Raw genomic sequence first — 16,697 nt, 5'->3', positions numbered from 1 at the left:
GCTGTGATCAGGCTTCGGTCTGGTGCGCCGCGTAGGCTTCCCGGATGACCGACGAGACGGATGCCCCGGGCGAGCCCGATTCCGTCGGCGAACCCGAGGTCGACGACACGGCCGAGACGGCGCACGGCGGTGACGTCGAACAGGTCGCCGCGGGCGAGTCCACCGGTGAGGTCGAGCAGGTCGCCGAGACCGAGCTCCTCGCGACGACGGATGCCGCGGGCGAGCCGCTCGGCACCGGGCCCGCGAGCGGCGCCGACGCCGAGACATCCGTCATCGCCGCGACATCCGTCATCGCCGAGACATCCGCCACCGGCGCCGGGGCCGCTTCCGGCGCCGCGCCTGTCACCGAACCTGCATCCGCACCGACCGGCCGCGGCGCCTCGCTCCGCTCCTTCGCGCGGAAGCACAAGGTCGCCCTGTCGGTGACCGCTGGCGTCGTCGCCTTCGCGCTGCTCGGAGCCGGCGCGGTCTTCGCGGGCGCGGCCATGAACGCTCCCCGCGCCGTGCCCCTGGCCGTCGTGACCGAGACCCCGACTCCGACGCCCACGGCCGACCCGGGTCGACCCGTGCCCGAGGCCATGGCGGCCCCTGCCGCGATCGACACGAGGATCCGCACGTGCTCGGTCGCCGACCGCGCCGCGGATCCGCGCCTCGCGAACCTGCAGGCGCAGGTGCGCAACGCGGCGACCGGCGAGGTGCTCTACGACCGCGGCGGCACCACGTCATCGCGCACGGCGAGCGTCATGAAGGTGCTGACCTCCGCAGCGGCCCTCGACGTGCTCGGCCCCGACTACCGCACGACGACGACCGTGCTGAAGGGCGCGGAGCCGGGTTCCGCCGTGCTGGTCGGCGGGGGAGACGTGACGCTCTCGCGCACGCCGAGCGGCACCGAGACCGTGTACCCGGGTGCCGCGCACCTCGACGACCTCGCCGCGCAGGTGCAGGCCGCGTGGGCCGCCGACCCGTCGAACCCGCCCCTCACGAAGCTCATCCTCGACACGGGCTACTTCGGCGGCGACGAGTACCAGGCAAGCTGGGACACCGTCGAGCGCGACGACGGCTACATGTCGAACATCACGGCGCTGCAGGTCGACGGCGACCGCGACGACCCGTCCGCCAACACGTCGTGGCGCAGCACCGACCCGATCGGGCGCGCCGGCCAGGCGTTCGCCGACCAGCTCGGCGGCATCGCGGTCATCGAGCGCGGCACCGCACCCGCGGGCGCGCAGCAGCTCGGCGCCGTCAGCTCGCCGACGGTCGCGCAGCTCGTCGACAAGGCGCTCGTCGTCTCCGACAACACGGTCGCCGAGATGCTGGCGCGGCTCGTGGCGATCCAGACCGGGTCGGGCAACACGTTCGACGCGATCAACGCGGGGGTGCTGCAGGGCCTCCAGGCCTACGGCATCGACACCACGGGCATCACCATCGTCGACGGCTCGGGCCTGAGCGATGACAACGCCGTGCCGCCCGACTACCTGACCCAGCTGTTCATCAAGATCAACGCCCGCGAGGGCAACCTCGGCGTGCTCATGGACGGCCTCCCGGTGTCGGGCGAGCGCGGGTCGCTCTCGTACAGCGACCGGTTCGCCGGCGACAACGCCGTCGCGGCGGGCGCCGTCTCGGCCAAGACCGGCTGGATCAACAGCGGATACACGCTCTCGGGCGTGATCCGCGCGCAAGACGGCTCGACGCTGACGTTCGCGATCTATGCGCTCGGCGACGTGACCGACGAGGCGAAGCAGGCGATCGACACGCTCACCACCGGCTTCTTCCTCTGCGGCGACGACCTCTCGAACAGCTGACGCGCGTCGTGCGGCCGAACGTCGCCGCGCAGCCGACCGAGGCTCGCGGAGGAGCGGATGTCCGCGTCTGCGACGAGAATGGATGCAGACGGACACCGACGCAGGAGGCAGCCATGACCCGGGCCCTGTTCATCATCGACGTGCAGAACGACTTCACCGAGGGCGGTGCGCTCGGCGTCGACGGCGGAGCCGCGGTCGCCGCGGGCATCACCCGCCACCTCGAGGCGCACCGTGACGACTACGCGCTCGTCGTGGCATCCCGCGACTGGCACTCGGGCGAGAACGACAACGGCGGGCATTTCGCCACCGAGGCCGAACCCGACTTCGTCGACACCTGGCCGGCGCACTGCGTCGCCGGCACCGACGGGGCCAAGTACCACCCGTCGCTCGCGGTCGACGCGATCGACGTGCACATCCGCAAGGGGCAGGGCGTGCCCGCGTACTCGATCTTCGAGGGCACGGATGACGCGGGCGCGACCATCGGCGAAGTGCTCACCGCGCACGGGGTCACCGACGTCGACGTGGTCGGCATCGCGACCGACTACTGCGTGCGCGCGAGCGCCCTCGACGCGCTCGAGCACGGCCAGCACGTGCGCGTGCTCACCGACCTCGTCGCGGGCGTCGCCCCCGAGTCGTCGGCGGCCGCACTCGCCGAGCTCGGGCACGCGGGTGCCGCGATCGTGGATGCGGGCGAACCCGGACAGGGCTGACCGGCCCGCCCGCGGCATCCGCTCGCTCCGGAGGAGTTCGCGCCCGTCGGAGGCCGGATGCTGCAGGAGCATCCTCCGCTCGCGACGATCCCCTCCCACCCGGCGTGAGCCGAAGCCGGCCGGCAGGCCTTACAGCGTGTGACCCAGCTTGAAGCCCTGCTCCTGGTCGCCCGTGCGCGTGTACGAGAACCCGTCGGCGCCGATCGTGACCTCCATCTCGGAGTCGTCGGTGCGCGAGACGAGCGGCTTCGGCTGCCCGTCGAGGTCGAGCACGAGCGACGCCTCGGTGTACCACGAGGGCACGACGGGGTTGCCCCACCAGTCGCGGCGCTGGTTGTCGTGCACGTCCCACGTGACGACGGGGTTGTCGGGGTCGCCCGTCCAGTAGTCCTGCGTGTAGATCTCGACGCGGTGGCCGTCGGGGTCGCGCAGGTACAGGTAGAACGCGTTCGAGACGCCGTGCCGGCCAGGTCCGCGCTCGATGCGGTCGCTGAGCCGCAGCGCGCCGAGCTTGTCGCAGATCGCGATGATGTTGTGCTTCTCGTGGGTTGCGAACGCGACGTGGTGCATGCGCGGGCCGTCGCCACCGGTCATGGCGGTGTCGTGCACGGTGGGCTTGCGGCGCATCCACGCGGCGTACGTGGTGCCCTCGGCGTCCTGGATGTCCTCGGTCACGCGGAAGCCCAGGTCCTCCATGTACGCGACCGCGCGCGGCACGTCGGGGGTGACCTGGTTGAAGTGGTCGAGGCGCACGAGGCATCCGGGGGTCTGCAGGTCGTAGCGCCACGCGAGCCGCTCGACGTGCTCGACCTCGTGGAAGAACTCGTACGGGAAGCCGAGCGGGTCCTCGACGCGCACGGAGTCGCCGATGCCGCGGTTGTAGCCGTCGGGGTTGCGTTCGACGCGGCATCCGAGCTCCTCGTAGAAGGCGACCGCCTTGTCGAGGTCCTCGGGCGTGCGCACGCGGTAGCTGAACGCGGCGACCGCGGCGACCGGGCCCTTGCGCAGCACGAGGTTGTGGTGGATGAACTCCTCGAACGAGCGCAGGTACACCACGTCCTCGTCCTCCTCGGTGACGACGAGGTCGAGCACGTCGACGTAGAACGCGCGGCTCGCGGCGAGGTCGGTGACCACGAGCTCCATGTAGGCGCAGCGCACGATGTCGGGCGCGGGTGAGGTCGGCGTCGGGATGCGGTTCGCCGGCGAGGCGATCGGGTTCTGGTCGGTGACGACGGGTTCGGTCATGGTGGTCGTGCCTTCTCTTCGTTGAGCGGATGTCTCTGGGGTGCGGATGTCTCGGGCGAGCGGATGTCTCGGCGCGGGTCTCGATGCGGCGCCGGGGCGCCTACCCGACCGCGCTCAGGGTGCGGCGGGTGCGGCGGGCGCGGCGGGCGCGACGCCGAACCGCGGCGAGTGCGCCGTGGCGAGCGTGATGTGCACGGCCTGCTGGTCGGTGTAGAAGTCGATGGAGCGGTAGCCGCCCTCGTGGCCGAGGCCGGACGCCTTGACACCGCCGAAGGGGGTTCGCAGGTCGCGCACGTTGTTCGAGTTCAGCCACACCATGCCGGCCTCGACCGACTGCGAGAAGGTGTGGGCGCGCATGAGGTCGTTCGTCCAGATGTAGGCGGCGAGCCCGTAGCGGGTGTCGTTCGCGAGGGCGAGCGCCTCGGCATCCGTGTCGAACGGGGTGATCGCGACGACCGGGCCGAAGATCTCCTCCTGGAAGATGCGGGCGTCGGGTGCGACATCCGCGAACACGGTCGGGGCGACGTAGTTGCCGGTCTCGAGGCCCTCTGGGCGGCCGCCGCCGGCGACGAGGCGGCCCTCGGACTTGCCGATCTCGACGTAGGACATGACCTTCTCGTAGTGTTCGGGGTGCACGAGCGCGCCGACCTCGGTCTTCGGGTCGTGGGGGTCGCCGACGACGATGTTCTTCGCACGTTCGGCGTAGCGGGCGACGAAGTCGTCGTAGATCGGCCGTTCGACGAGCACGCGGGAACCGGCGGTGCAGCGCTCGCCGTTCAGCGAGAAGACGCCGAACACGGTCGCGTCGAGCGCCGCCTCGAGGTCGGCGTCGGCGAAGACGACGGCCGGCGACTTGCCGCCGAGCTCCATCGAGAGGCCCTTCAGGAATGGCGCCGCGTTCGCGAAGATGATCTGCCCGGTGCGGCTCTCGCCGGTGAACGAGATGAGCGGCACGTCGGGGTGCTTGACGAGCGCGTCGCCGGCCTCCTCGCCGAGGCCGTTCACGAGGTTGAAGACGCCGTCGGGCACCCCGGCCTCGCGGAAGATCTCGGCCCAGAGCGACGCCGACAGCGGCGTGAACTCGGCGGGCTTCAGCACGACCGTGTTGCCGGTGGCGAGGGCGGGGGCCAGCTTCCACGACTCGAGCATGAACGGGGTGTTCCACGGGGTGATGAGACCCGCGACGCCGATCGGCTTGCGGTTGACGTAGTTCACCTGGCGGCCGGGCACCTTGTAGGTGTCGTCGGACTGGGCGACGATCAGGTCGGCGAAGAAGCGGAAGTTCTCGGCAGCCCGCTGCGCCTGCCCGAGCGCCTGCGTGATCGGCAGGCCCGTGTCGAAGGTCTCGAGTTCGGCCAGGCGGGCGTCGCTCGCCTCGACGAGGTCGGCGACGCGGTGCAGCACGCGCGAGCGCTGGCGCGGCAGCAGTCGCGGCCACGGGCCGTCGGTGAAGGCCCGGCGAGCGGCGGCGACGGCCAGGTCGATGTCGGCCTGCTGGCCGGCGGCCGCCTGCACGTAGGTCTCGTTCGACACGGGGTCGAGCACGTCGAACGTCTCGCCGCCGACCGAGTCGACGAACCGGCCGTCGATGAAGTGGCGGATGCGGTCTGGAAGCCCGTCGGGCACGTGGTGGGTCATGGTGATGTTCGCCTTCGGTGAGGTCGGATGTCGGTGAGGGGGGCCGCTCAGGCGGTCTTCGGATGCCGGTGGTCGGCCTGGTACGCGAGCACCGCGTCGAGCGTGGCGGTGCGGTGGCCGCGGGCGACGAGCTCGATATCGAGCGGATCCGCGCCGGACTCGATCAGCTCGAGGATGCGCTCGTGCTCGGCGACGGACTCGTGCGCACGGGCGGGCACGAAGCTGAACGACGAGTCGCGCAGCACCCGCATGCGGTTCCATCCGCGGTGCACGAGGTCGAGGATGTGCGGGTTCGGGCACTCCTCGAACAGCACCGCGTGGAACTCGAGGTTCAGTTCGGTGAAGCGGTGGGGGTCGAAGTCGTCGAGCATGGCGCGCATCCGCTCGTTGACCTCGCGGGCGCGTCGCAGGTGGTCGGGCATCAGCGTCGGGGCGGAGAGCGCCGTCGCGGCGCCCTCGACGAGCGCGAGCGTCTGCATGGTGTGCAGGTACTCGGTCTCCTTGATGAGGGCGACCTGGGCGCCGACGTTGCGCTCGAAGGTCACGAGCCCCTCGGCCTCGAGCAGGCGGATCGCCTCGCGCACCGGCACCACGCTCATGTCGAGTTCGCCCGCGATCTGGGCGAGCACGAGCCGGAAGCCCGGCACGTAGCGGCCGTCGTCGATGCGCTCGCGCACGAACCGGTAGGCGCGACGGGACTTGCTCTCGTCGGTCATCGCCCGGAGCCCTCCGTGTCGGCGCCGCGAGAGTCGGCGTGTTCGGCGTCGTAGCGCGCTCGCCACGCCGCGTTCATCGGGAACAGCCCGTCGACGGATGCCCCGGCGGCCACCTGCTCGGCGACCCACGCCTCCTCGGCCTCCTGTGCGACGGCCTCGGCCACGACCTCGACGACGAGCTGCGGCGGGATCACGATGACGCCGTCGCCGTCGCCCACGATGACATCGCCCGGCTGCACGGCGGCGCCGCCGCAGGCGATCGTGACGTCGACCTCCCACGGCACGTGGCGTCGGCCGAGCACCGAGGGGTGCGGGCCCTGCGAGAACACGGGGATCTCGAACCCGGCGACCGCGTCGAAGTCGCGCACGCCGCCGTCGGTGACGATGCCGGCGGCGCCGCGCACCTGGGCGCGGAGGGCGAGCACGTCGCCGACGGTTCCGGTGCCGCGCTCGCCGCGGGCCTCGATCACGAGCACCTCGCCGGGCTCGACGGTGTCGAATGCGAGCTTCTGCGCGTTGAACCCGCCGCCGTGCGTCGCGAAGAGGTCGGGCCGGAACGGCACGAAGCGGAGCGTCTTCGCCAGTCCGACGATGCGACGGCCCGACCGGTTCGTGTGCACGCCCTCGATGAACACGTCGTGGTAGCCGCGCTTGCGCAGCACGACCGACAGGGTCGCGACGGCGACGCCGTCGATCGCGGCGCGGAGTTCGTCGGTGAGGGGCGAGGGGGCGGATGCCGCGGCGGGACGCACTGCCGAGGCGTGCGGTGCGGTGGGTTCGACGGGGGCGGCCGGGGCGGCAGGGGCAGCCGGCGTCGCTCGCCCGGCGGCGACCGCCGCGGCGAGCTCGGCCTCGGATCCCCAGGCCTCGATGCGCTGCGCGTCGTCGATCGAGGGCTTCGATCCGAAGTCGCCGAACGGCACGGTGCCCTGCACCACGGTCGTGACGAGTCGTCCGGTGGTGGGCGAGCCCGCGGCATCCGGTGCGTCGACCTCGACCTCGACGACGTCACCCGGCAGCACGACCGACGAACCCGCAGGCGTGCCCGTGAGGATCACGTCGCCCGGCTCGAGGGTCAGGTGCTGCGAGAGGTCGGCGACGAGGCGGCCGAACGGGAAGAGCAGGGTGTCGCTGGTATCGGACTGCACGAGTTCGCCGTTCACCCAGGTGCGCACGCGCCAGCCGTCTTCGCCGGCGGCGCTCGCCGGGATCGCGACGGGGCCGAGCGGCGTGAAGCCGTCGCCGCCCTTGTTGCGCACGTTCGAGCCCTTGTCGGCGGCGCGCAGGTCGTAGACGCCGAAGTCGTTCGCCGCCGTGACGGAGGCCACGTGCCGCCAGCCGTCGGCGGGGGAGACGTGGCGGGCGCGCTCGCCGATGACGATCGCGATCTCGCCCTCGAAGGCGAGCAGCTCGGTGCCGGCGGGGCGCTCGATGGTGCCGCCCGTCTCGGCGATCGAGGACGCGGGCTTCAGGAAGTAGCTGGCCTGGGCGGGCGTGCGTCCGCGCTGCGCAGCCCTCGACGGGTAGTTGAGGTGCACGGCGATGACCTTGCCGGGCGTGGGGATGGCGCTCATCGGCCGGATCCTTCCTGGGTGAGGTAGCGATCGGCGAGGGCTTCGGTCGCGCGGGCGAGGAGCGCGACATCCGCCCCGACGAAGACCAGTGCCGCGCCGGCGTCGACGTAGCGGTCGGCGGCGGCCGGCGCGAACGCGTTCACGACCGACGGCTTGCCGGCCGCGGTGGTCGCCGCGATGCCGGCGAGCACGGCGCCGATCACGTCGGGATGCTCCTGCTGCCCGAGCAGACCCATGGAGGCGGCCAGGTCTGCGGGGCCGAAGAAGACCCCGTCGACGCCGTCGACCGCGAGGATCTGCTCGAGGTTCGCGATCGCCGTCGCGGACTCCACCTGCACGAACAGCGAGATCGTCGACGAGGCGCCGGCGAGGTAGCCCTCGACGCGGTTCCAGCGCGACGAGCGGGCGAGGGCGCTGCCGACGCCGCGAACGCCCAGCGGCGGGTAGTGCACGGCGCGCACGATCTCGGCGGCCTGCTCGGCCGTGTCGACCATGGGCACGACGAGGTTCTGCGCGCCGAGGTCGAGCACCTGCTTCAGCGTGACGGTGTCACCCGACGGAGGACGTACGAGCGCCGTGACCGGGTAGGCGGCGACGGCCTGCAGCTGGGCGAGGATCGACTCGAGTCCGGCGGGGGAGTGCTCGGCGTCGATGAGCACCACGTCGAGGCCGGAGCCGGCCACGATCTCGGCGTTCGTCGCGCTGCCGGCGCACGACCAGGCGCCGAAGAGCGTGCGGTCGGATGCCGCGATGCGGGCGCCGAGCGTCGGCGGCAGGGTCATTCGAATCGGCATGAGACGGTTCCCAGCTCCCGGTAGTCGGCGTGCACGGTGTCGCCCCGCTCGACCCACATGGGCCGGGTGAACGAGCCCGCGAGGATGATCTCGCCGGCCTCGAGCGACTGGTCGTGCTGGGCGAGCTTGTTCGCGAGCCACGCGACGCCCATGGCGGGGTGCCCGAGCACCGCCGCCGCGACGCCCGACTCCTCGATCACCTGGTTGCGGTGCAGCAGCGCCGAGACCCAGCGCAGGTCGACCTGGTCGACCTTCACGGGGCGGCCGCCGATGACCATCGCGCCCATCGCGGCGTTGTCGCTGATGGTGTCGACGATGGTGCGGCCCGGCATCTCGACGTGCGAGTTCAGGATCTCGAGCGCCGGCACGACGTGCGCGGTCGCGTCGAGCACGTCGAAGATCGTGACGTTCGGGCCCGACAGGGGCTTCGCGAGCACGAACGCGAGCTCGACCTCGATGCGCACGTTCGAGAACCGGTCGAACTCGACGGATGCCCCGGACTCGACGACCATGTCGTCGAAGATCACGCCGTAGTCGGGCTCTGTGATGCCGGTCGCGACCTGCATGACCTTCGAGGTGAGGCCGATCTTGCGGCCGACGCGTCGGGCCCCGGAGGCGGCCCTGCGGTCGGCCCAGAGCTTCTGCACGGCGTAGGCGTCGTCGACGCCCATGCCGGGGTTGCGTGCCGTGATGAGCGGCACGACGGACCGCTCGCGATCGGCGACGAGCAACTCGTCGGCGATCGCGGCGATGCGGGATGGTTCGAGCACTGCGACTCCACTTCGTCGGGGTTCGGAGTCGATCGTATACGATCCAGCGACGTCGCGCACGCATCGGATCGCGAGCGCGCCTACGGATGCCGCGGCGGCCCCGGATCGCCGGCCCCGCCGCGCCGTTGCCGCCGCGCCGTTGCCACAGCGCCGGGCCGCGGCATCCGCTCAGCTGTTCACGCGGATGATCTCCTCCTGGTACGGCGCGACGACCGTGCCCGAGATGCGGCAGTCGAGCAGCAGGAACGGCCGGTCGGCGACGGGGCGCTCGGCCCAGCGCGCCAGCGCGTCGAGGTCGGCGAGGGAGCGCACGACGACGCCCTCGGCGCCGACCGCGGCCGCGAGCCCCGCGAAGTCGACCTCGGGGATGAGCATGGGCTCGCGCGCGAGGCCTTTCAGCCCGTACAGGTTGATCTCCGCGCCGTAGGCGGCGTCGTTCCAGACCACGGCGACGCCTCGGCCGCCCGCGGTGCGCACGGCCGACTCGAGGTCGGCGAGCGCCATGAGCCCGCCGCCGTCGCCGGTGGTGAGCACGATCGCCGAGTCGGGCCTGGCCGCGGCGGCGCCGGGAATGCTCGCGAACCCGAGCCCGATCGACTGGAACGCCGTGCCGACCATGATCATGCGATCGGGTGAGGCCACCGGCCAGTACATGTTCGCCCAGCCGATGAAGTGCCCGCCGTCGGAGACGACGACGCGGTCCTCGGGCAGCAGCTCGCCGATGCGCCGCGCGACCGCGCGCGGGTCGAGGCGGCCGTCGTCGGCAAGGCCGTCGGCACGTGAGGGCGACGGCTGCTCGCGCAGTGCCGCGACGTCGACGCTCTCGCGCCAGCCGGAGGCCTCCGCGCCGAGCGCATCGAGCTCGTCGACGATCGCGCGGGCGACCACGCCCGCATCGCCGCGCACGAAGCCGCCGACGTGCGGATGCGTCGAGGCCGCCGCGATGTCGACCTGGTAGACGCGGGCGCCTGGCGCGAACAGGTCGCCGAAGCGCATCGTGAACTGGTTCAGCGAAGCGCCGAACACGACCGCCACGTCGGCCTCGCGCACGAGCTCCATCGCGCCCTCCGCACCGAAGCCGCCCGTGACGCCGAGGTCGAAGCGCTCGTCGGGGAAGACGCCGCGTCCGAGCGCCGTCGACGCGGTCACCGCGCCCGTGGATGCGGCGAGCTCGCCGAGCGCGTCGCCCGCGTCGGCCAGCCACGCGCCGCGGCCCGCGAGCAGGAACGGCCGGCTCGCACCCGCGAGCGCCGCCGCGATCTCGGACACGACGCCGCTCGCGAACGGGCCGCGGGGCGTGAGCGGCGTCGGCAGGCGCAGCTCAGGCGGGGTCTGCGCGGCGCCCGCGTCGAGCGCGGCCACGTCGTAGGGGATCGCCAGCACCACCGGCACCCGGTAGGAGAGCGCGTGCTCGATGGCGAGGATCGTCGTGGCCGCGGCATCCGTTCGACCCACCGTGTAGGTGCGCGCACCCACCGCGGAGGCGAGCGCGATCTGGTCGACGTCCCACGGGCGCGGGCCCGACGTCGGCTCGTCGCCGACCACGAGCACGAGCGGCACGTGCGCCTGCGCCGCCTCGGCGAGGGCCGTCAGCGTGTTCGTGAACCCGGCGCCGTACGTCGCCGTCGCCGCGGCGATGCGACCCGAGGCGCGGAAGTGCGCGTCGGCCGCGACCACGCCGCCGGCCTCGTGGCGCACCGCCGTGAAGCGCACCTCGGTCGCGCGCTCGAGGGCGTCGAGGAAGTACGCGTTGCCGTTGCCCATGACCCCGAAGACGTGGTCGAGGTGGGCGGCGAGGGCCGATGCGACGTGGGCGGAGACGGTGGTGGTCGTGGGCATGACGAAGTCCTTCGAGACGATGAACGGATGCGGATTCCGTATATGTCTCGTCGGCCCCGCGGGGCCGGCTTCGTGCCCCTTTTGCGAGCACCGGCGCGCTCTTGCGCCTGGACAGGTCGAGTATACGACCCGAGGCGATCCGCTCCCATGCCGTCTTGCGAGGTCATCGCGAGGTCATCGCGAGCCGGTTGCCGGCCCGGTGGGGCAGGATGGTCGGGTGAAGACCATCCAGCTGCGCCGCTACACGCTCGTCGACGGGGAGTACGACGCCTTCGTCGCCTGGTGGGAGTCCACCATGCCGAAGGTCCGCCCCGCGGCCGGCTTCGCGATCGAGTTCGCCTACGGCCTCCGCGAGTCGAACGAGTTCGTCTGGGCGGTGAGCGCCGAGGGCGACCAGGAGGCGTTCCTCGCGCTCGAGGCGACGTACCTGGCCTCGCCCGGCCGAGCCGCCGCGTTCGAGGGCGTGCCGCAGCGGGTCGCCGGCTACGACATCCGCTTCGCCGATTTCGTCGCGTCCGCCTGACCGGCTGCCGCACTGCCACTGTCGCTGTCGCTGTCGCTGCGGCTGACGCGTCGCCGTTCACCGACGCGTCGGTTCCCGCACCCTGCGCATGACACGTCGTACAGCGCGCGCGCAGCCGGAACTCCGTACGATCGAGGCATCCCCCGAAGTGAACCCGTGGCCGATGCTGCCCACCCGCTCGCGCGGCCGCGCCTGACCCTGGTCGACGACGACGCCTCCATGCGCTCGCGCGGCCGAGAAGGATGACCGTGAGCCACGAATTCGACGCCAGCCGTGCCAGATGGATCGCCCGTGAGGAGCTCGCCGAGCGGATGATCCCGCTCATCGGCGGCCTCTACCGCGAGCACGGGGTGGTGACCTCGATCCACGGCCGCCGCCTCATCAACCGGTCGCCGATCGAGCTGCTGAAGGCGCACCGCTTCGCGCGCCAGGCCGGCGACGTCGAGCTCGACCCCGCCGACACCATGCGCGTGCTCGAGGCGCTGCGCGAGATCGGCCCGGGCCCGGCATCCGTCGACGTCGCACGCCTCGTGGCGCGGTACGCGGCATCCGGTGCGGCGGGCGTCATCGGCGACGCGAATGCCGGCGAGCGGATGCCGCTGGCCGACTTCCTGCGCGCCGAGCTCGCGCCCGTGCTCGCGCCCGACACCGCCGACGGTGACGCGCGCCCGCCGCGCGAGGGCACCGACGTCGTGCTCTACGGCTTCGGCCGCATCGGGCGCCTGCTCGCCCGCATCCTCATCGCCCACGCCGGCGACGCCACGGGCCTGCGCCTGCGGGCGATCGTCGTGCGCAAGGGCTCGGCGAACGACCTCGTGAAGCGTGCGAGTCTGCTGCGCCGCGACTCGGTGCACGGCCCGTTCGCCGGCACGATCGAGGTCGACGAGGAGGCGAACACGATCCTCGCGAACGGCACGCTGATCCGGGTGATCCACGCGAACGACCCCGCCGCGATCGACTACACCGCCTACGGCATCCACGACGCGATCGTCGTCGACAACACCGGCCGGTGGCGCGACGAGGAGGGGCTCTCGCAGCACCTGCGGTCGACCGGCGTCGCGCGCGTGCTGCTCACCGCACCGGGCAAGGGGGCGATCAAGAACATCGTGCACGGCATCAACGACGGCGACATCGCGGCATCCGACCGCATCCTCTCGGCCGCGTCCTGCACCACGAATGCGATCACGCCGGTGCTGAAGGCCGTCGAAGACGCGTACGGGGTCGTGCGCGGCCACGTCGAGACCGTGCACTCGTTCACGAACGACCAGAACCTCATCGACAACTTCCACGCGGGAGACCGTCGTGGCCGCTCGGCCGCGCTGAACATGGTCATCACCGAGACCGGTGCCGCCAAGGCCGTCGCGAAGGCGCTGCCCTCGTTCGCCGGCAAGCTCACGGGCAGCGCGATCCGCGTGCCGACGCCCGACGTGTCGCTCGCGATCCTCAACCTGCAGCTCGAACGGCCCGCGTCGAAGCCTGACATCAACCGGTACCTGCGGCAGGTCTCGCTCACCTCGCCGCTGCGCCAGCAGGTCGACTACATCGAGTCGGCCGAGGTCGTCTCGACCGACTTCGTGGGCTCGAGCCGCGCGGGCATCGTCGACGGCCTCGCCACCATCGCCGACGGCACCGACGTCGTGCTCTACGTCTGGTACGACAACGAGTACGGCTACTCGTGCCAGGTCGTGCGCGTCATCGAGGCCATGGCGGGCACGCACCCCGTCGTGCTTCCCGCGCGCGAGCCGGTCGTGCTCGAGTCGTCGTCCGCGTCGTCGTCCGCGTCTGTGTCCGCGTCCGTCGACGGGGCGGCGCTCGCCGAGGGTGAACTCGTCGCGGGCTGACGCACGCCGTGCAGCACGGCGGATGCCGCGGGCCAAGGTTCGGCGCGCGGCATCCGTTTGGGGCTACGAGGGTGTCTGATCCTGGCGGGGCAGCACGGTGAGCACCCGTTGGATGTGCTCGCGGAACTCCGCCATGAACGCTCGCAGGCGGGCTTCCATCTGAGGGTCGGTGACCGTGCCGTCATCGGCGAAGTCGTCGTGCGAGAAGCTGATGTACGCCTCGGGTGCCGTCATCTGACGCGCGTTGCAGAAGCTCAGCACGCCGCGCAGGCTCTGCTGTGCGAGGGCCGTGCCGATGGGTCCCCTGGAGGCTCCGATCACCGCTGCCGGGATGTGGTCGAACGAGGTCGGTCTCGTCGGCCGCGAGGCCCAGTCGATCGCGTTCTTCAGCGCACCGGGGATGGACCGGTTGTACTCCGGGGTGACGAAGAGCACGGCATCCGTCTCGCTGATCGCGCGCTTCAGCGCCCGCGCCTCGGGTGGGAAGTCCGCGTCGTAGTCGGGGCTGTACAGCGGCAGGTCGCGGATCGGGATCTCGGTGAACTCGAGATCGTCCGGTGCCAGCCCGATCAGCGCCCTCGCGAGGATCCGATTGATCGAGGTCGAGGACAGGCTTCCCACGAAGTATCCGACGCGGTATGTCATGGTCGCTCCCTTTGTTCAGGTTCGAGTTTCAATCTTGCCGCCCTGCACGCGGGCGGTGACCCCGGGATGAGGAACGATTCCCTCGCACGGCCGTCCCGTGGCCGGTCGGCGAACGATCGAGAGTCGCGGTTCAAGCACCGTTGCTCAATCTGTGCCCGCAAGGGATCCGGTTGCGGGCGTTGGGAGAGTCGACTTCGAGGTCGACCACGTATCCGCTGAAGCCCGAGATGGAGTCCAGCGGTGTTGGCGGGCGCTCGTTCTCTCTGGGCGGCCACGGCACCCGCGGGATCGGGTGCAGCTGCGCACTGCCGGCGACGAGTTCGCTCACGATCATGTACTCCGGGTCAGCGCCGTTCCGGGCCATCCATCCACGACCGCGCCCGCCCTGGCGTTCAGCCGCGCGAACGCGCTCTCCGCGCCTCCGAGGAGCGAACCACCCTCGCGCACGGCCTGCTGCCACGCGTCGAGCACGTCGTGGCGGTCCATCGCCATGACCGCCTCCCACGGATCGTCCTCCTCGATGGGAACGCCGCCCAAGCCCCATCGCGCCGCCTCGTACAAGAGCGGGATCGCTTCGATGCCGCGCTCCGTCGCCGAGTAGGTGACCTTGCGGCCATCTGTCTCGCTCGGGGTGCGCACAATGATTCCGCTGCGCTCGAGTCGGGCGAGGCGGTCGGTGAGCACGCTCGGACCGATGCGCTCCTCGGACCGAAGGAACTCCCCGAAGGTGTGCTTGCCCAGTGTGAGCAGGTCGCGCATGATCAGCAGCGACCAGCTGTCGCCGAAGGTCTCCACGGTGAAGTTGGTGGGGCAGGTCGACCGCCCTTCAGCTCGCTTCATGCGTCGAGTCTACGGCATTGACTTTGATCATCGTAGTGACTTACGCTTCGATCATCGAAGTGAAACAGGTGCCGCGGCGGCGGCCTGCAGCGGAGGAGCCACGATGAACGACACGACCCAGCACGAGACGCACGACCTCGTCGTGAGCCGCGACATCCCCGCCCCCATCGAGGCGGCCTGGAAGTCGTGGACTGAACCCGACCGCGTCCTTCGCTGGTGGGGTCCGAACGGCTTCACCTGCACGGTCGCCGAGCTCGACGTGCGCGTCGGCGGCACGTCCCTCGTGTGCATGAGCGCCCCCGACTGGGGGTTCCCGGCGCTGTACAGCACCTGGGCGTACACGCTCGTCGACGCACCGCACCGCCTCGAGTTCATCCACAACATCGCCGACGAGCACGGCACCACGATCGACCCTGCGACCATCGGGGCCGCCGGCATCTCGCGCGACGTGCGGCACGTCATCACGTTCGAGCCGATCGGCGACGACGCGACCCGACTCACCGTCACCGAACTCGGGTACATCGACCCCGAGCAGCTCGCGCTCTCGAAGAAGGGCCTCGAGGAGTCCCTCGACAAGCTCGTCGCGATCTACGTGTGAGCCGAGCCACCCCGGACGTGCGAGCTGCCGAACGAGCGGCGCTCCCCTCAGAGGCTGAAATCCAACTCGTGCTCGAACCCCCGCGAGCAGTTTGCGCAACCGCTCGTCGCGCGATTGCCCGATCCAGCCCACCCCAGTGCGAATCTGTGGCCGCTCAGGGATCCACTGCCGGGCACTGTCTCGGTCGCTCTTGAGTTCCGCACGCGGATCCGCTCACAGGACAGCTCTCTCGGTGAGATCTCCGGGATGATCGATGTGTGACCAGCGCTGTTGAGGTACGAGCTGCCTTCCCGATCGATGACGTCGAGCTGAGTCGTCTCCATGCAAAGGCCTTCGGCGACGCCGAGCCGACGATCCTGCCGTGGGCCGCGAGGCTCAGGAGACATTCCGTCAGCTGGGTCGGCGCCTTCGACGGCGAGCGGCTCGTCGGCTTCGTGCATGCCTGCGGTGACGGTGGAGCACATGCATTCGTCCTCGATACGGCAGTGGATCCGGACTACCAACGCCGAGGGGTGGGAGGAGCTCTCATCGAGGCGCTTCGCGTCGAGCTCATCGCGGCTGGCTGCGAGTGGCTGCACGTTGACTTCGAACCTCGGTTCCGTGCGTTCTACGAGGCGTGCGGGTTCAGTCCCACCCATGCAGGTCTGCGTCGTCTGACCGACTCGGGGACCTGACGACACCGCCCGTCGACGGGTCCGCTTGCGGCCGGTGGTGCGTTCGTCGACCTGACCGGCCGCCTCTTTCGAGAGCCCGGGTATCCGATCGGACGTCCTAGACTTCATCAACACATCCGTGGATGATGCGGCGATCTCAGACGTCGCCCACGCTTCCACGTCTCGATGATGAGGGTGTGGCCTTGTTGGTACTGGTGGGGAGTGAACATGAGCGGCGAGTGGCATCGGAAGCACCTCGGAGACGACGTGCCGGAGCAGGCTCCAGGTGAAGAGACGCTGTTGGGCGCCGCAGGCGACGAGGTTCCCCCTGGGGGAGTCGTCGCGGGTTCCTTCAGCCAGGAGTTCCCCGGCGCCGACCCGTATGCGGGCATTCCGGCCGACGAGGTCGGCCTCCCGCCGCTGAGCGAGGCCGAGCAGGAGGCCGTGGCGCGCCAGGCGGACCTGCTCGCAGACGACCCGGACGCACGTCGCAACCTCTGAGGTCCGGT

Annotated in this window: 16 protein-coding genes; 7 read left to right on the top strand and 9 right to left on the bottom strand. The window is 71.1% G+C overall.

The genetic code is table 11. The annotated features are described in order from the left end of the window. Window positions 1-44 precede the first annotated feature (44 nt). Together ASE68_RS14305 and ASE68_RS14300 are read left to right on the top strand one after the other, a co-directional pair. Window positions 45-1,802: a D-alanyl-D-alanine carboxypeptidase/D-alanyl-D-alanine-endopeptidase gene (locus tag ASE68_RS14305; RefSeq protein WP_082462271.1), complete on the top strand. Its 1,758-nt coding sequence runs from the start codon at window positions 45-47 to the stop codon at window positions 1,800-1,802. A 113-nt stretch (window positions 1,803-1,915) separates the two neighbouring features. Continuing rightward, window positions 1,916-2,512 (top strand): isochorismatase family protein, encoded by a 597-nt coding sequence (locus ASE68_RS14300; protein ID WP_055859995.1) that lies wholly within the window; start codon window positions 1,916-1,918, stop codon window positions 2,510-2,512. A 129-nt stretch (window positions 2,513-2,641) separates the two neighbouring features. Here ASE68_RS14300 and hpaD read toward each other — a convergent pair whose 3' ends face one another. The 7 genes from hpaD to ASE68_RS14265 all read right to left on the bottom strand — a co-directional run bounded on the left by hpaD (window position 2,642) and on the right by ASE68_RS14265 (window position 11,088). After that, window positions 2,642-3,757, bottom strand: a complete 1,116-nt coding sequence (hpaD, locus tag ASE68_RS14295) for a 3,4-dihydroxyphenylacetate 2,3-dioxygenase (protein WP_055859992.1) — start codon at window positions 3,755-3,757, stop codon at window positions 2,642-2,644. A 114-nt stretch (window positions 3,758-3,871) separates the two neighbouring features. Beyond that, window positions 3,872-5,395 carry a 5-carboxymethyl-2-hydroxymuconate semialdehyde dehydrogenase gene (hpaE, locus tag ASE68_RS14290; protein ID WP_055859990.1) on the bottom strand — a complete coding sequence of 508 codons (1,524 nt, stop codon included), beginning with the start codon at window positions 5,393-5,395 and terminating at the stop codon, window positions 3,872-3,874. 47 nt (window positions 5,396-5,442) lie between these two features. Continuing rightward, complete coding sequence (locus tag ASE68_RS14285; RefSeq protein ID WP_055859987.1) at window positions 5,443-6,111, bottom strand: GntR family transcriptional regulator; 669 nt, start codon at window positions 6,109-6,111, stop codon at window positions 5,443-5,445. Next, window positions 6,108-7,685, bottom strand: coding sequence for a fumarylacetoacetate hydrolase family protein (locus ASE68_RS14280; RefSeq protein WP_055859984.1), 1,578 nt, complete (start codon window positions 7,683-7,685; stop codon window positions 6,108-6,110). Before ASE68_RS14280 ends, ASE68_RS14285 begins: the two co-directional genes overlap by 4 nt. Further along, complete coding sequence (locus ASE68_RS14275; RefSeq protein WP_055859981.1) at window positions 7,682-8,479, bottom strand: HpcH/HpaI aldolase/citrate lyase family protein; 798 nt, start codon at window positions 8,477-8,479, stop codon at window positions 7,682-7,684. Before ASE68_RS14275 ends, ASE68_RS14280 begins: the two co-directional genes overlap by 4 nt. After that, a complete protein-coding gene (locus tag ASE68_RS14270; RefSeq protein ID WP_055859978.1) occupies window positions 8,464-9,249 on the bottom strand; it encodes a fumarylacetoacetate hydrolase family protein in 786 nt (261 codons plus the stop codon). The genes ASE68_RS14275 and ASE68_RS14270 overlap by 16 nt, the downstream gene beginning before the upstream one ends. A gap of 168 nt (window positions 9,250-9,417) precedes the next feature. Beyond that, window positions 9,418-11,088: a thiamine pyrophosphate-binding protein gene (locus ASE68_RS14265; RefSeq protein ID WP_055859976.1), complete on the bottom strand. Its 1,671-nt coding sequence runs from the start codon at window positions 11,086-11,088 to the stop codon at window positions 9,418-9,420. Between the two features lie 217 nt (window positions 11,089-11,305). Between ASE68_RS14265 and ASE68_RS14260 the strand changes: the two genes are divergently transcribed. Both ASE68_RS14260 and ASE68_RS14255 read left to right on the top strand, forming a co-directional pair. Then, a complete protein-coding gene (locus ASE68_RS14260) occupies window positions 11,306-11,611 on the top strand; it encodes a hypothetical protein (RefSeq protein ID WP_055859973.1) in 306 nt (101 codons plus the stop codon). 242 nt (window positions 11,612-11,853) lie between these two features. Further along, window positions 11,854-13,452 carry a glyceraldehyde-3-phosphate dehydrogenase gene (locus tag ASE68_RS14255; RefSeq protein ID WP_082462270.1) on the top strand — a complete coding sequence of 533 codons (1,599 nt, stop codon included), beginning with the start codon at window positions 11,854-11,856 and terminating at the stop codon, window positions 13,450-13,452. Window positions 13,453-13,515: 63 nt separating this feature from the next. Here the strand turns inward: ASE68_RS14255 and ASE68_RS14250 are convergent, their stop codons facing one another. Both ASE68_RS14250 and ASE68_RS14245 read right to left on the bottom strand, forming a co-directional pair. Beyond that, the gene (locus ASE68_RS14250; RefSeq protein WP_055859970.1) at window positions 13,516-14,097 is read right to left on the bottom strand and encodes an NADPH-dependent FMN reductase; all 582 of its coding nucleotides are present in this window, start codon (window positions 14,095-14,097) and stop codon (window positions 13,516-13,518) included. A gap of 330 nt (window positions 14,098-14,427) precedes the next feature. Beyond that, on the bottom strand, window positions 14,428-14,937 hold the full coding sequence (locus ASE68_RS14245; protein WP_055859965.1) for a helix-turn-helix domain-containing protein: 510 nt from the start codon (window positions 14,935-14,937) through the stop codon (window positions 14,428-14,430). 103 nt (window positions 14,938-15,040) lie between these two features. Here ASE68_RS14245 and ASE68_RS14240 point away from each other — a divergent pair, with 103 nt between their 5' ends. From ASE68_RS14240 to ASE68_RS14230, 3 genes are all read left to right on the top strand, one after another. Continuing rightward, the gene (locus ASE68_RS14240) at window positions 15,041-15,535 is read left to right on the top strand and encodes an SRPBCC domain-containing protein (RefSeq protein ID WP_055859963.1); all 495 of its coding nucleotides are present in this window, start codon (window positions 15,041-15,043) and stop codon (window positions 15,533-15,535) included. Window positions 15,536-15,792: 257 nt separating this feature from the next. After that, on the top strand, window positions 15,793-16,209 hold the full coding sequence (locus ASE68_RS14235) for a GNAT family N-acetyltransferase (RefSeq protein WP_055859960.1): 417 nt from the start codon (window positions 15,793-15,795) through the stop codon (window positions 16,207-16,209). Between the two features lie 207 nt (window positions 16,210-16,416). Then, the gene (locus tag ASE68_RS14230) at window positions 16,417-16,689 is read left to right on the top strand and encodes a hypothetical protein (RefSeq protein WP_147309186.1); all 273 of its coding nucleotides are present in this window, start codon (window positions 16,417-16,419) and stop codon (window positions 16,687-16,689) included. Window positions 16,690-16,697 lie beyond the last annotated feature (8 nt).

Origin of the sequence: Agromyces sp. Leaf222 (genome assembly GCF_001421565.1) — a bacterium.
Classification (GTDB): Bacteria; Actinomycetota; Actinomycetes; order Actinomycetales; family Microbacteriaceae; genus Agromyces.
Note: the sequence above shows the minus strand (reverse complement) of the source record. Positions and strands in the feature narration are given on the sequence as shown.

Bases quoted from the DNA above. Each gene is read 5' to 3' on its own strand.
- ASE68_RS14275 (WP_055859981.1), bottom strand. From the start codon at position 8,479: ATGCCGATTCGAATGACCCTGCCGCCGACGCTCGGCGCCCGCATCGCG.
- ASE68_RS14255 (WP_082462270.1), top strand. From the start codon at position 11,854: ATGACCGTGAGCCACGAATTCGACGCCAGCCGTGCCAGATGGATCGCC.
- ASE68_RS14305 (WP_082462271.1), top strand. From the start codon at position 45: ATGACCGACGAGACGGATGCCCCGGGCGAGCCCGATTCCGTCGGCGAA.
- ASE68_RS14265 (WP_055859976.1), bottom strand. From the start codon at position 11,088: ATGCCCACGACCACCACCGTCTCCGCCCACGTCGCATCGGCCCTCGCC.
- ASE68_RS14285 (WP_055859987.1), bottom strand. From the start codon at position 6,111: ATGACCGACGAGAGCAAGTCCCGTCGCGCCTACCGGTTCGTGCGCGAG.
- ASE68_RS14250 (WP_055859970.1), bottom strand. From the start codon at position 14,097: ATGACATACCGCGTCGGATACTTCGTGGGAAGCCTGTCCTCGACCTCG.
- ASE68_RS14240 (WP_055859963.1), top strand. From the start codon at position 15,041: ATGAACGACACGACCCAGCACGAGACGCACGACCTCGTCGTGAGCCGC.
- ASE68_RS14300 (WP_055859995.1), top strand. From the start codon at position 1,916: ATGACCCGGGCCCTGTTCATCATCGACGTGCAGAACGACTTCACCGAG.
- ASE68_RS14245 (WP_055859965.1), bottom strand. From the start codon at position 14,937: ATGAAGCGAGCTGAAGGGCGGTCGACCTGCCCCACCAACTTCACCGTG.
- hpaD (WP_055859992.1), bottom strand. From the start codon at position 3,757: ATGACCGAACCCGTCGTCACCGACCAGAACCCGATCGCCTCGCCGGCG.
- ASE68_RS14280 (WP_055859984.1), bottom strand. From the start codon at position 7,685: ATGAGCGCCATCCCCACGCCCGGCAAGGTCATCGCCGTGCACCTCAAC.
- ASE68_RS14230 (WP_147309186.1), top strand. From the start codon at position 16,417: ATGAGCGGCGAGTGGCATCGGAAGCACCTCGGAGACGACGTGCCGGAG.
- hpaE (WP_055859990.1), bottom strand. From the start codon at position 5,395: ATGACCCACCACGTGCCCGACGGGCTTCCAGACCGCATCCGCCACTTC.